The 16,068-nt window shown below is 53.9% G+C and carries 2 protein-coding genes; both read right to left on the bottom strand.

The features are described 5' to 3' along the window. Nucleotides 1-227: hypothetical protein (locus RI501_RS00005; protein WP_313819763.1), on the bottom strand; the 227-nt coding region annotated here is incomplete at its 3' end. Between the two features lie 32 nt (nt 228-259). Continuing rightward, complete coding sequence (locus tag RI501_RS00010) at nt 260-15,940, bottom strand: KxYKxGKxW signal peptide domain-containing protein (protein ID WP_313819764.1); 15,681 nt, start codon at nt 15,938-15,940, stop codon at nt 260-262. Between the last annotated feature and the right edge of the window lie 128 nt (nt 15,941-16,068).

Below are 16,068 nucleotides of genomic sequence, written 5' to 3' on the forward strand. Positions count from 1 at the left end.
GCCGAGGCACTCGCCGAAACGATCGCCGTGGAGCGACTGACACTAGCGACGGTCGATTCACTGGCCGAAGCTTGTGCGGAGGTCGACGCGGAAGCACTTTGGCTAGCCGCCGTAGAGGTTCGAGAAGCGGAGTTGGCCGACAAGAGACTGACGTCGGATAAGGACCGTTCACTCAGACTGGCAGTTGACAACGAAACACTGGCACTTTGACTAGCCTGTGCCGACAAGTCGGCGCTGGACGCTGTTGGCCGAAGCCGAGTTAGATGCCGACAAGACGCTCAAGGGAATCCAGCGCTTGAGAAACGGCGGCGGAAACCTTGGCCGAAGTCGAAGCCGACACACTCGCGGAGGCACTGGCCGAAGCCGTACTCATCGAAGCCAAGCTGGTCGAGATGTCACTCAAGGAAGCTTCGGAGACCGAGGCTTCAGACAATTGACTGGCAACCGCTTCGGAAGCGGCACTCAGGCTATCATTGGAAGCACTGACCGCGGACTGCTGACTAGCTAATGAATTCGATTGGGCGCTCAGGCTGGCGTTAGAGAGACTCAGCTGCGAAGCAGAGATCAGCGATTGCTGACTGGCTTCGACTTGTGACGCACTCAGACTAGCGGCACTCTCACTTAACTCTGAATTGTATTCAGAGTTGGAAGCGGCACTCAAGCTATTTTCTAGCGATGTCAAGGCATCGCTTTGGCTAGCTTCACTCTCAGAAACCTCGCTGAGGCTGTTCAGAGAAGCTGTGACGGAATCCCATTGACTAGTCGAAACGCTAGCACTGACACTGGCCGACTGGCTAGCCGATTGACTGGCCGTCGCGGACGTGACACTGTTCGAGTTTGCCACGGAGCTGGACGTCATGGCGGATTCGCTGGCCGATTGACTAGCCGACGTTTGCGCCGTGGTCCGTGACGTAGAAGCTGCGGCACTGGCATCGGAAACCGACCGGTCACTCAGACTGGCGGCGGAGGCAGAAGCTACCGCGCTCTGACTAGCGCCACTCACAATCTGTGAATTCAAGCTGTTCGTGGAAGCGGAATTACTTGCTGACAGTTGACTCAACGATTCCAGGCTCATTGACGCGAAGCTCTGGGATGTGACACTCATCGAAGCTTCAGACTGACTCACTTCGGAAAGCTGACTGGCGATGGACGTCGATGCGTCACTAGCGCTGACCAGCGATTTGGAAGCTGCCGAGGCTTCGCTGGCTGCGGAAGCCAAGTGGTCACTCAGGCTAGCGTTAGAGGCACTGATCTCGGAAACAGACATCATCGATTGTTCACTGGCGTCCGAAGCCGAAACAACGCTCAGGCTATCGTTAGAAGCACTGATCTGTGAATCGTATTCAGAGGTCGAGGCATCGCTGATACTGTTCTCCAGCGAAGCCAAGGACTCGCTTTGACTAGCTTCGATCGTGGACTTGTCACTGACACTGGCATCAGATTCGGAGATTGACGCCGACTGACTGGCCGAAACGATCGCGCTATCGCTTGCGGAGTCGGCAGCCGATTGACTGGCGACCTGCGAAGCGTCACTTTGCGACGTGGCTACGGAAGCCGAAACACTCGCCGAAGTCGACGCCGACGCACTTTGGCTAGCCGCCGTAGAGGTCCGGTCCGTGGAGTTGGCCGACAAACGGCTCTCATCGGTAGCGGAACGCTCACTCAGGCTAGCGGCGGAGGCCGATGCTTCCGCACTTTGACTAGCGCCGCTGGCCACCTGTTCACTCAGGCTGGCAGCGGACGTGTTATTGCTGATTGATGCGTTACTCAAGGAGGCATCACTGACGGAAACCAGGCTGACCGACAAGTCGCTCATCGAGGCTTCGGAAGCCGACATTTCGGAGTAGCGACTCCCTTGCGAGTTCACGGCTTCGCTCAGGCTGGCCGTCGAGGCATTGTTATCAGAAAGCTGACTGGCCGTCGAAGCGGACAGTTGACTCAAGCTTTCATTGGAAAGACTTTGTTCAGATGCGGAAATCACAGACTGTTCGGACGCGTTAGAAGCCGAGAGTTGACTCAGGCTAGCGTTGCTCTGACTGATCTGTGAATCGTATTCAGAAGTCGAGGCATCGCTGATACTCTGTTCCAGCGAAGCCAACGACTCGCTTTGACTGGCTTCGATCGTGGACTTGTCGCTGACACTGGCATCGGAAACGGAGATGGAAGCCGAGTCACTGGCAGAAATCGTCGCACTGGTGTCGGCCGATGTAGAAGCCGATTGACTAGCCGTCGATTCACTGGCACTGGCCTTAGCCGAATCAGCCGCGGAGACCGTCGCCGATTCACTGGCTGAGGCACTTTGACTGGCCGCCGTGGAAGTTCGCGACGTCGAGTTCGCCGACAAGACGCTGGCGTCGGAGACCGACCGTTCACTCAGACTGGCCGTGGAAGCCGCTAAGCTTTCACTTTGACTAGCCTGCAGGGACTGATCCGCGCTGACACTGTTGGCCGAAGCCGAGTTGCTTGCAGACAACTCACTCAAGGAACGATCCGACGTCGAAACGGTAGCGGAATCAGAAGCCGAAACGGAAGCCGAATCAGCCGCGGATTGAACGGCGGATGCCGTGCTCTTCGAAGCTTCACTGACGGAGTAATCACTCATGGAGGCTTCGGATTGGCTAACTTCAGAGAGTTGACTATCGGCGGACTGACTGGCCGCACTCAGGCTGGTCTCGGCCTCACTGACCGAGTTCAGTTGGCTGGTGACGGAGTTCAGGTGCTCGCTGACACTAGCGTTACTCATGCTCTGTTCGGATTCAGAGATCATCGATTGTTCAGACGCGTTAGAAACTGATAGGTCGCTCAGGCTAGCGTTACTTTGACTGATCTGTGAATCGTACTCGGAAGTCGAGGCATCGCTGATACTCTGTTCCAGCGAAGCCAAGGACTCACTTTGACTGGCGATGGAAGCCGACTTGTCGCTGACACTGGCGTCAGAAACGGAGATGGAAGCCGAGTCACTCGCGGAAATTGCCGCGCTGGTATCGGCCGATTCAGAAGCCGATTGAACGACCTCCGACCGACTAGCACTGGCCTTGGCCGAATCATCGGCGGAAGCGATCGCCGACTCACTCGCCGAGGCACTCTGGCTCGCGGCGGTTGAAGTCCGCGATGTCGAGTTGGCCGACAAGACGCTGGCGTCGGAAACCGACCGGTCACTGACACTGGCCGTCGAAGCCGCCGCACTCGCACTCTGACTCGCCTGACTCTCCAGCTGACTGGTCAAGCTGGCTTCGGACTTAGCAATGCTTTGCGATTGTTGACTCAGGGAGGCTTCGCTCTCGGAGACGTTGGATAATTGACTGGCAATGAGGCTGGTTGAGGCATTCGCTGAGGCAACTGCCGAAGCTTGACTCTCGGAAGCAAAGCTATTGGACGTGTCACTCATCGAGGCTTCGGATTGCGATAATTCGGATAACTGACTGTTCAGAGATTCGGAAGCCGCACTTTGACTGGCTTCAGAAGCACTCATCGCAGAAACCTGGCTGGCCGCCGAAGCGGATAAGCTGTTCAGGCTAGCATTCGAAGCACTCAATTCGGATTCGGACATCATCGATTGCTCGTTGGCGTCGGAAACGGATTGGTTGCTCAGGCTCGCGGCACTTTCGCTGAGTTGAGAATTGTAATCGGAGTTGGACGCCGCACTTAAGCTGTGTTCCAACGAAGCGATGGATTCACTCAGACTAGCTTCAGAGACGGACTTGGCACTGACACTGGCATCCGAAGCGGACGTCGATGCAGAGACCTCAGCCGAATCAGCAGCACTTTGACTGGCCGACTCGGAAGCCGATTGTTCAGCATCGGAGCGACTGGCACTGGCACTAGCCGATTCAGAAGCCGAAACGCTAGCCGAGTTGTCGGCCGATTCGCTTTGGCTGGTCTGCGTTGAGGTCCGCGACGTCGAGTTCGCCGACAGGATACTATCATTCGACAATGAATGTGCGCTCAGGCTCGCGGCCGACTCGGAAGTTGCGGAGTTCTGACTCGCGACGCTTTCGGAGTACTCACTCAAACTATTAGCGGAATCGACGTTACTGATCGACTGGGCACTCAACGAGGCTTCACTGGCCGAAATTTCACTTAAGGAAACCTGACTCAATGAGGCTTCGGAAGTCGAGGCCGCCGACAACTGACTGGCGACAGACTCGGAAGCGACACTAGCACTGGCATCCGATTGACTCATTTCAGATAACTGGCTGGCCGTCGAAACAGAAGCGTTGCTCAGGCTGGCGTTCGAGGCACTCAATTCGGATTCGGACATCATCGATTGCTCGTTGGCGTCGGAAACGGATTGATTACTCAGGCTCGCGGCACTTTCGCTGAGTTGAGAATTGTAATCGGAGTTGGACGCCGCACTTAAGCTGTGTTCCAACGAAGCGATGGATTCGCTCAGACTAGCTTCAGAGACGGACTTGGCACTGACACTGGCATCCGAAGCGGATGTCGATGCGGAAACCTCAGCCGAATCAACAGCACTTTGACTGGCCGACTCGGAAGCCGATTGTTCGGCATCGGAGCGACTAGCACTGGCGTCGGCAGAATCAGAAGCCGAAACCGTCGCGGATTCGCTGGCCGAAGCCGAAGCACTGGCCGCGGATTCAGTCCGGGACGTGGAAGCCGCCACGCTGGCATCACTAGCTGACCGTTCGCTCAGACTAGCGGCAGATGCGGACGCTAATGAATTCTGGCTTGCTAACGATTCGGAGACCTGACTGACGCTGTTTGCGGAAACCGAGTTGGAAGCTGATTGATCACTTAAGGAGGCTTCACTAGCGGAGATGCGACTCAGAGACGCCCCACTCATCGAGGCTTCGCTCGTGGAGAACTCGGACGCTTGACTCGCCGCGGAAGCAACCGTCTGACTCACACTCGCCGAGGCTTGACTGTTGGCCGAAGCCTGACTGTCAAGTTGACTCTGGTGAGCACTGACACTGGCATTACTCAGGCTCAGGGCTGATTCGGAAATCGCCGAAACCTCACTGACATTGGAAGCCGAAAGGTCACTGAGACTGGCGTTACTTTGACTGATTTGCGAATCGTATTCAGAAGTCGAGGCATCACTGATACTCTGTTCCAGCGAAGCCAAGGACTCACTTTGACTGGCCAGGTCCGTAGACTTCTGGCTCAGACTCATATCGGCATCGGATAACGAAGCAGCTTGCGAAGCCGAAACCTCAGCACTCGCTGCGGCCGAAACCGTGGCGGACTCGCTCGCACTAGCATTCGCAACGCTGGTAGCGACGGAATCGGAAGCAGAAGCACTCGCCGAGACGCTGGCCGAGGTGCTTTGACTCGCCTGCGAAACCGTCCGGGAGGTGGAGTTGTCATTCCAAACACTGGCATCACTAGCCGACCGGTCACTCAGACTGGCAACTGAGGCCGAAGCCGCAGCACTTTGACTGGCGATCGATTGAGCTTGTTCGCTCAGGCTAGCCGACGTGGACGCCGCAGCACTGGCGACGTCACTCAGGGAAGCCTCACTGGCGGAGATCAGGCTCAGCGAAGCATCGCTCATCGAGGCTTCGGACTGACTCAGTTCGGAAGCCTGACTGTTCAAGGCTTGCGAGGTCTCACTGACACTGGCATCGGAAGCACTGACTGCGGACAGCTGACTAGCAATCGAGTTAGAAACTTGGCTGAGACTAGCGTTACTTGCGCTTTGATCAGAAGCCGACATCATCGATTGTTCGTTGGCGTCGGAGACGGATTGGGCACTCAGGCTAGCGTTCGACTCACTAATTTGCGAATCGTAAGACGAGTCGTGCGCATCGCTTAAGCTCTGTTCCGCGGACGCGATGGCGTCACTCAGACTGGCTTCAGAAGCGGACTTGGCACTGACACTGGCGTCAGATTCGGAGATCGAAGCGGCTTGAGAGGCCGAAATCTCAGCACTGGTTTGTGCTGACGTAACAGCCGAGGCACTGGCCTCAGCCGAGGCGTCACTGGCTTCACTCGCCGTAGAAGCAGAAAGCTCAGCGGATGCACTACCCGAAGCACTTTGACTGGCTTGCGAAGCCGTTCTGGACATGGAATTGTCGGATAATAAACTGTCATCGGCAGTGGACCGCGAGTTCAGACTAGCCGCTGAAGCGGATTGATCGGCACTCTGGCTGTTACCACTGGCGATTTGTTGACTCAAACTGTTGGCCGAAGCCGAGTTAGATGCCGACAGAACGCTAAGCGAGTTTTCACTGGCGGAAAGCTGACTCAACGACGCGTGACTCATCGAGGCTTCGGATTGTGAAACTTCGGAGGCCAGGCTCTGGGCCGATTGAACGGCGTCGCTGACACTGGCCGAAGCATCACTGACACTAGCCACCTGACTAGCGGTCGAAGCGACGATTTGACTCAGACTCGCGTCACTCAAGCTTTGCGCCGAAGTGGACATCATCGATTGCTCGTTGGCATCGGAGACGGATTGGGCACTTAAGCTGGCGTTCGACTCACTGATTTGCGAATCGTAAGACGAGTCGTGCGCATCGCTTAAGCTCTGTTCTGCGGACGCGATGGCGTCACTCAGACTAGCTTCTGCGGCGGACTTGGCACTAACACTGGCGTCAGATTCGGAGATCGAAGCGACTTGGGAAGCCGAAATCTCAGCACTAGTTTGTGCTGAAGCAGAGGCCGATTCACTGGCCTTGGCCGATGCATCACTAGCTTCACTTGCCGTGGAAGCGGAAAGCTCAGCGGACGCACTGCCCGAGGCGCTTTGACTGGCTTGCGAGATTGTCCGGGACATGGAGTTGTCGGACAACAAGCTGTCATCGGCGACCGACCGGGAGTTCAAGCTGGCGACCGACGCAGAAACGTCGGCACTTTGGCTGGCGCCACTGGCAATCACGGTGCTCTCACTGGCGGTCAAGGAAGCATTACTCAACGACACCTCACTGGTCGAGGCTTCACTGGCCGAAATCTGGCTCAGAGAAACCTGACTCATCGAGGCTTCGGATTGTTCAATTTCAGAAATAGCGGCACTGGTCGACACAATCGCGTCACTCACACTCGCCGCGGAAGCCGAGTTCTCAGAGACTTGGCTGTTCACGGAGTTCAGCAGCTGACTCAGGCTATCATTCGAAGCGCTGAGTTGCGATTGTGAAACGGCCGATAAGTCGCTGGCGTTACTCTGAGATAACGAAGCCAGGCTGGCAGCACTTTCGCTGTCCACGGCACCACTAGCGGCGGATAACTCACTGCTGATGGCCGACGTGACTTGGCTCAGGCTATCGATGGCTTGCGAAACCGTTGCTGACTCACTCGCCGAAACGCTTGCGGAGTCACTCGCTGAAGTAGCCGCGGACTCACTTGCACTGGCGGCCGTCGTACTTTGATCAGCGGAATCACTGGCCGAAGCAACGGCAGATTCACTCGCCGAGGTACTTTGACTAGCGGCCGATGGCGTCCGGGACGTCGAGTTGGCCGACAAGATGCTGGCATCGGAAACAGACCGGTCACTCAGGCTAGCCGCCGAAGCGGAAGCCGATTGACTCTGGTGCGCGGCCGAAGTCGATAAGTTACTCAAACTAGTGGTGGAAACCGAGTTGCTAGCGGAGACCTGACTCAGAGAGTCCAAGCTTAACGAGGCGTCAGCCGATTCCTTAGCGGACGCTTCGGCTGACTGTTCCGCGGAAGCTGCCGCGGACGTGACGGCCGAGGTCGAAGCGGAATTGGCGGCGGAGACCTGACTTAACGAGGCCTCGGATTGCGACAATTCGGATAATTGACTCTGCAGGCTGGCCGTCGATTCACTCGCACTGGTTTCGGCACTGGTGATAGCGGACAACTCGCTGTTTTCGGAAGCGATGTGTTCACTGACACTTGCGTCACTCAGGCTTTGTTCGGAAGCCGAAATCGTGGATAACTCGGTGGCGTCAGACTGGGATTGTTCACTCAGGCTGGCTGCCGAGGCGCTGATTTCGGAGTTGTGGGTCGAATCGTTAGCGGAACTCAGACTGGCTTCACTGGCACTAACGGCGGAAAGCACGCTGGTTTCCAAGGAAGTCTTCTGACTGAGGCTGGCCATCGATTCAGCGATCGAGGTCGCAATGGACGTGGATTCGTCCGCGCTTTCACTGGCCGATTGACTGGCGACTTGACTCTCGTGGGCTTGGCTCGTGCTCTGCGAAGCGGAAACACTGGCCGAAGCGCTGGCCGAAGTCGTCGCGGATTCACTCGCCGACGTTTGTTCGGACGTCCGGGACGTGGATGCGACGACACTGGCATCGGATTCGGACCGATCACTCAGACTCAGGTCGGAAGTGGAGTTGACTTGGCTTTCGCTGGCGACGGCGGTGGAGTGCTCACTGACACTGTTCATCGAATCGGCACGGCTTTGCGAAGCGTTACTCAAGGATTCCAGACTCTCAGAAACCGCACTGGCTTGACTAGCCGATTGACTGGCCGAAGTCGTCGCGGACGTCAGGCTCATCGAGTTTTCGGAAGCGAAAATTTCGGAGGCCGCGTTCGATAAGGACGTAACCTGACTGTCGGCTGCCGACTCGGAAGCGGAAAGGACGGATTGTTCACTCAGAATTTGTTGCGATTGGTTACTCAAACTCCGGTTCGATAAGCTCATGGCCGAAACGGAAATTTCGGACTGGACACTCGCGTCGGACGCCGATTGGGCGCTCAAGCTGGTGTCGCTAGCCGCCATGGCCGAAGTTGAGTCTTCACCGGCCGCACTCAGGCTAATCGATGCCGAAGCGACCTGGGATAAGACTTGGGACTCGGACTGTTCAGCCTGACTCAGGCTAGCCGTGGAAGCCGAAATCTCGGCAGATTCGCTAGCGTCATCACTGACACTCTGGGCCTGTGATTCAGCGACCGACCGATCAATGATCGACTGGCTAGTGCTGTCATCGGCCGAGGTCGAGGCAGACGCACTGGCCGAGTTGCCGGCGGATTCACTCGCGGAGTCCTGAGACGCGTTCCGCGACGTGGAGTGAGCCGAAAGTTCCTGGCTATCGGAAGCGGACCGGTCGCTCAAACTCGTCTGGGCGGAAGCGGTGCTTTCACTTTGACTAGCATCGCTGACTAACCGGTCACTGGTACTGTCAGCGGAGGCGGAAACGCTCTGCGACAGGTTGCTCAGGGAATCCAGACTCAGCGACATCCGGCTGAACGAGGCGTCGCTCATGGACGCTTCGGAAGCGGACAACTCGGAGTGTTGACTCATAGCCGACCCTTGGGCGTCACTGACGCTGGTTGCGGCCGAATTAACGGCCGAAGCTTCACTGGCATTAGCTGAAGCCAGGTTACTCAGACTGGCGTTAGAACGACTAATTTGTGAATTGTAAGATGAGTCACTGGCCACGCTGAGACTTTGTTCCGTGGAAACCACTGCCTTGCTCGTGCTGCTTTCTTGTTCAGAACGCTGGCTGATACTGTTCAGCGAGTAGACTGCGGATTCGGACTGATCAGCGGAGTCGGACGCACTCTGCGACGCACTGACGGAGGCCGTTTGGCTAGCCAGTGATTCGCTGGTTGCCACGGACGTCGATACGGACGCGGACGTGATGGCCGACTTGCTGGCCGATTGACTCTGCGAGGTTTGTAATGAATTCCGGGACGTCGATGTCGCTGACAAGACACTGATATCGGACAACGACTGTGCACTCAAGCTGGCCACCGAGACGCTCACGTCAGCACTCTGGCTAGCGATAGCGGACTGTTGGTCGCTCAAGCTAATTGTGGAATTCGAATTGCTTTGTGAAATTTGACTTAATGAGGTTTCACTGAAGGAAACCTGAGCCGAACGACTAGCTTCTTGACTCGCCAGACGGCTGGTCGAAGCGGCCGCGGATTCTTCGGCGGACTTTTGACTCTCAGAATCGGCACTCATCGACTCGTGGCTCGCATATTGCGCACTAATTGAGGCTTCAGATTGGGACAATTCTGAGTTTTGACTAGCCAGCGAGTTAACAGCTTCACTCGCACTAAGCGAAGCAGCGCTGGCAGCCGAGACTAAGCTGGCATCGCTTTGCGACAGGTCACTCAGGCTGGCGTTCGATAAGCTCAATTGAGCCGAGGCAACGGCGGAGGCCAATGCCGCGTCGGAAGCCGATTGATTACTCAAACTCTGTTGGCTTTCCGAGAAGGAATCACCGGTCTTGCCGTCATTACTAATGCTCGTCACAAAGGAAATCACTCGTGATTCACTGGCAGCAGCTTGGCTTAGACTAGTTTCAGCTGAAGCCATCGCGGAAACCACCTGCGAAACGGACGCAGCATTTTCACTGGCCACAGCGGAAGCAACCTGACTAGCCGCCGACAAGGACTCTGCGGCGACTTGCGATTCGGAAGCCGAGACGGCCGCCGAAGCATCCGCGGATTGACTCTGTGACGTTTGTAACGACGTCCGGGAGTCCCCCATCGATGCCAAGGACTGACTATCATCGGCGGAACGCGACATCAAGCTGGCTTCGGAAGCCGCGGTGTCTTCACTCTGACTAACCGTCGCGGAGTTAAGACTATTCAAGCTGTTGGCCGAAGCCGAGTTGCTGGCCGACAGGATACTCAACGACGCATCGCTCAGGCTGTTTTCGGAAACGGAAACTTCGGACAACAGACTGGTCATCGAGGCGGAGAAGGCACTGGTGCTCGTCGCCGAAGCGGAGATGGACGCCATGGTGTTGCTGATCTCACCGGACAAGACGCTCAGGCTCTGATCGACTTCACTGGTCTGCGCCGTGGAAGCCGAAGCCTGAATGCTGGTATTATTCAACGACTTCAAGCTCAGGCTATCAGCCACGGAGCTCAGCGTTGAGTCTTCCGAAATGCCATTTTCACTAGCCGACTGTTGCATCGACGTCAGGGACGCAACCACCTTAGAATCCGAAGCGGACGCGTTACTCAAGTTGCTCAGAACTTGGGAAACGGCGGCCGAAACATCTTGTGACTGCGACGCGCTGACACTGGCGGACTCGGAAGCAACGGACGCTTGGGTCGCGATGGACTGAGATGCCGACTGGCTGACCTTAGTAGAGATAGAAGCCGACTTAATTGCCGAAGCACTAGCCGACTCGGAGGCCGTCACTTGACTGTCGGTCAAGGAGCCACTGACAATCTTAATGGTGCTGTCATCGGAAACGGACCGGTCACTCAGACTATTTAAGGAAGCCGACAACGAGGCGTCTTGACTCGCGGCCTGGCTCATTTGTTGACTTAGGCTGAGTAAGGAATCGGAATTGAGTTCCGAAGCGGCACTCATGGAGGCTAACGCACTATTGTGGGCATCCAGAATGCTGGTCGATTCACTGGCCAAGACCCGGCTCATCGAGGCTTCGGATTCCGAAATATCGGACATCATGTTGCTATTAGCCACGGACTGCGACACCGCGTTACTTTCGGAGACGCTGACCTCGGACATGATACTGTTGTCGGAGTCCACCCGGTTACTGATACTTGCTAATGAAGCGGAAACCACGGAGTTCGAGTTGGCGATAGATTGCGACACAATCAGATCGGACAACGAATCCTTGGCACTCTCGTCAGACATTGACTGTTCACTCAGACTGGCAATGGAGGCCGACGTCTGGGAGTTCACAATGAGCTGGGATTGCGAAGCTAAGCTAGCACTCTGTTCCGCAGAAACGACTTGCGATAAGGCAACCGATAAGGATTCAGAAATTTGTGACAAACTACCAAGTTGACTGGCACTGATCATGGAGATAACGCTGACCGATTCGTCACTCATACTCTGCCGAGCTTGAGAAACCTCGGAGTTGTCAATGGCAATCGAAGCCGAAGTCGACGCACTCGCCGAAGCTTCAGCACTTAACGATGCGTTTGAGAGGGAGTTCGAGACGGATTGTTCACTTAAACTAGCCTCAGACTCCGAAATATCCTGCGAATTTTTAATGGAAGTGGAAGTTTCACTGGCAACCGAGAGGCTCTGAACGGTGCTGGTCGACGCACTCGCCGAAGCACTGACAGAGGCTGATTCGGAAGCTGATTGACTGGCGGCCGCCGTACTCTTCGAAGCACTTTCACTGGCTTCAGAGGTGACGGAGACTGAGTTCAGACTTGCATCCGACATCGACCGTTCACTCAAGCTAGCGTCACTAGCGGACGCCTCTTCAGACTGACTGTTTTGCGAGTCGGCGTCAGAGATCGACCGGTCGCTTAAACTCTTCTCGGATTCAGATAAACTGTTAATAATGTCGCTGACGGATTGTTCACTAGCCGATTGGCTGGTAGATTGACTCTCCCATTGCGACTGAGAAACTTCACTGGCCGATTGACTAGCGGAAGTGGAGGATTCTTGCGAAATGATGTAAATGTGGACCGTGGTCGTTACCGTTTGATTACTAGTTGGGTCCGTTAAGCTTAACGGTACGTCGTAAGTTCCGACGGTATTGAAGCTAACTTTCGAAAGGTCAGCCTTAACTAAGGTCGTAGATAACCAGTGCCCCTGAGCATCGGTGGCACTGTCAACTAAGTTCAAGACAAAGCCTTGACCCGCAACGATTGTCTGGTCATGGGCGTTGATCTTTGGTAATAGATCCTCATTGTCCGTCTGCTTGATTTCGATGGTTCCCGTCATGGCCATCAGGCTCGTGACGTTCGGCAGTTCGTGATTGGTAAAGTAACTGGTTCCTTGACCGGCCTGTAAAGCGGCAATCAACGCCTCAGCACCCGCTTCGGTCAGGTGGTACGTGTAGCTACCTACCTTACTGTCATCGTTATCGACCGTGAACCCGGCGCTATTCAGCGTCACACTGGTCCCCGTCGTCCCGTCGTTCCAAGTTGGCGTCAACGTGACGTTGTTTAATAAGCCACTGGCGTTGGTACCCGTGTAGCTAGCTGTTTGATCGGTCAGGCCGGTGTACTCAAAGGCGGCCGACTTCTTATAAGTAAAGTTAATGGTTTGCGCGGTCGTGACGTCACTTAAGGAAACTGGGTTAGTGGAAGACACACTCCACCCAGCTTCTGGGGTTGGCGCGTAAATCTGGGCATCCCCACCCAATAAGACGTTAACGGTCTTACCGGCCGTGGCCATCGAAGTACTGGAGAACCCGGTATCGCTAGAACTAGTGGTGATGGTGACTTGAACCAGGTTAGCATTATAGCCATCAGTAAAGGCCCGGCCAGGGTTAGCCTGCCCATAAAGTGACGTCTTCAAGAGACTCCCTGTATCGGTTCCGGTTGCATCATTCTGATAATTTAATCCATCATAGGAACCAGCGTTATCTACGGTCGGAATTGTCCCATCGGTTGAGCTTTCATATTGTTGCTCAGCCAGTGCGGCCCCGGCATTGAAAGCCTTATCGGCTAAAGCCAATTCTTTTGCATAACTTGAAACAAAGACTTGTTGGGCAATGTTAGTGAGTGCGTTAGTGTTTGAAACGGTCAAAGCCTGGGTTGCCATAGTTTCGGTTCCCGTGCCGGCTGTTCCACTGACTGTCGCCATAAATTGCGGTAAGTATCCGCCCAACCCCCCAGCACTAACACTTGTAATTTGACTAAATGATAGTGGATTAGTATCGGTTGTCAAATCGCCCTTCATAGCTGCATGAACTGCATTATCAGCCGCAACCATTGCCCGGAAATGGGCATCCGTAACGTTCAGTGTTTCCCGAACTTTATCATAAGTCATGTTAGGTGCCGCGGTAATCGTATTTTCATAAGACCCACTGTAAACAAACGTATGTGCTAGATCTTCATCAGGAAAGTTTTCTAGACCATCGTTGTTAATACTAGTCTTATCTTTATTAGTATTGAATTTATAACCCGTTGGATCAGCAATGTAATCATTAACTGCATCTTGAACTGTCTTGTATTGGTTATCATACATTTCTTGGATAACCTGTAATGCCCCAGTACCAGTTCGAGTGTAAGTATTACCCGAATATGAATGACCTGCGCCAGCCAATTCGTTCGCTTCGGTTTGAGAAATCTTACCATCCGCAACTAATTGGTTCACAATTTCATCTGTGGTAGTCTTCTGATTACCCAATAGAGCATCATTATCCGCCATAGTTGCAATATTACCTAAAACTTTTTGTCCCCAAGCATAGGCAGCAGCCTGAACTACCGTTGATAAGGCAGTTGAGGTTGACGTATCCGCGATAGCCCCTGGATTAGTTACGGAAAAACCGCTAATACTAGCGTAAGTGGTCTTGCCTGCTTTAGCATGGCTATCAGGCACATTCCCATAAACAAACCCCGACATGATATCGGTAATAGCGTTGTTCATTCCGATAGACCAGTTGGCTACAATAGCATTCAAAGCGCTGTCTTTAATCCCAGTATAAATGGATTTCAAAATTGGTGTGTTCAAGACATCTGTCAGTCCCAAAAGACTAACCATTGATTGTAAGTTACCATTTAAAGCAACTGCATCGCTTAAATTGTCAGGCGCATACGAATCCTTGTATAGACTACCACCAACGGAACGAATATCCCCAATTGCTTCATGGGTAATCCCGTTAATGATCGATGGGGCCAATATCTGCGCATAAATATTGATAGCATCAATTGTGTCACTAATATCAGCATTCGCCGAGTTGCTAGAATCACTGGTATAGCCTAAAACGCTCTGAGCGTATGTCGGTTTAGCAGTTAAAACCAGATTTGTCAAAGCACTAACTGAAGTTGCGATTGTCCCGCCGGCAGAACTCCCTGTCAGATCAGTAGACGAATAGTTCTGATTAATCATTTCCTCTGCAGTAGAGAGATCTCCGGATTTCCCATCAATTCCATCGAGCCAAGACTGAAGACCCTTGGCGTAATCGCGAATATAATCTGAATAGCCTTGGTTATAGTCCTTAGTGTTATAGCTCTTAAAAAGATCTAAATGAGCAAGGTCTCCGGAAAAACTTGCGCTAGTATTATTTCCTCGATAATCGCCCAGTGTATCTGTCCAAGTAGGTGCACCGTAACCGGTAGTACTCTGTAACGAACCATCACCGTCCGTATAAGCACTCAAGAGTGCAGAAATTTGTTTAACCGCTGTCGTGATACTCCCCGGCGATACTAGATTTCCAACATTTGCTCCGGCAATTTTGATGTTATTAATATATGTTTCCAGTGCCGTCTTAGCATTGCTTACCCCTAAATTATAAGCTGTTCCATCTGTGTAAGTTTCTGGTGTCGACAACGGATTAGACACCGTATCCAAAGACAGTGCCATCGGCATAATCGACGCGGCCCGGCTGATTCCTAATAACGAACTAAGGGTCGCCGCACCGTAATTTTCTTCGATGTTGTCCATCTCAACGTACAGTTGTTCTTCAGCTAGACTGGCCTCTGCACTAGCCGAAGCATTCGCGGACGCCGTAGAGGGATCAACCTGGCTGGCACTCGCAAGACTGGTATCGGTATCCGTATCCGTGGTACTCGTAGAAGCACTAGTCCCGTCAGAACTAGTGCTGGTTAGCTTACTATTTTCAGTCGTACTATTGGAGGCCGCATCCTCACTAGTCGTACTGGTGGCCGTCGTCGTGTCGCTCGCGGTGGACGTTGCTGTCGTGTCCTTGCTGGACGTACTGGTCCCCTGAGTCGAAGTCTTCGTCGTACTGGTTTGCTCAGTCGCGTCACTGGCGGTCGTCGTGGACTTGGTTGAAGTCGTCGACGCTTCTGTCGTTGATGTGGACACACCGGTCCCGTCAGTCGACTTGGTCGTGGACTCGCTAGCCGTACTGGTACTGGTCGTCTCGGTACTAGTCGTCGTGCTGGTGGAAGCCGACGTCGATTGGGACGTCGCCGGAATCGTTCCAGATTCCTGCGTCGCCGCGACATCTTTAGAATCTACTTGTTGTGCAGCCCCCGACGTGGTATCCGCCTTAGCGGAAGAACCATTAATGGTTCCCAGTCCGAGAAGGCCACCCAGCGTCGAGATCCCTGCCACAAGCCATTTAGTTCCTGCCTTGTACATCTTAAAGTGCTTCTTGCTGTTCGACCGAAACAGCTCGGAAGCCCTTTTTGGATCTAAACCTTTCATGAAATCGCCCCATTAACCTTAAGACCTAAGAAATACTAAAATTTATTTATTCCAATAGATAATTTTATATTACCACATTTTAGGGGGCGTGGATAATTTCGTTAAATGTTTTTGCGGTAAATATTCTT

Origin of the sequence: Levilactobacillus zymae (assembly GCF_032190635.1) — a bacterium.
GTDB classification, from domain to species: Bacteria; Bacillota; Bacilli; order Lactobacillales; family Lactobacillaceae; genus Levilactobacillus; species Levilactobacillus zymae_A.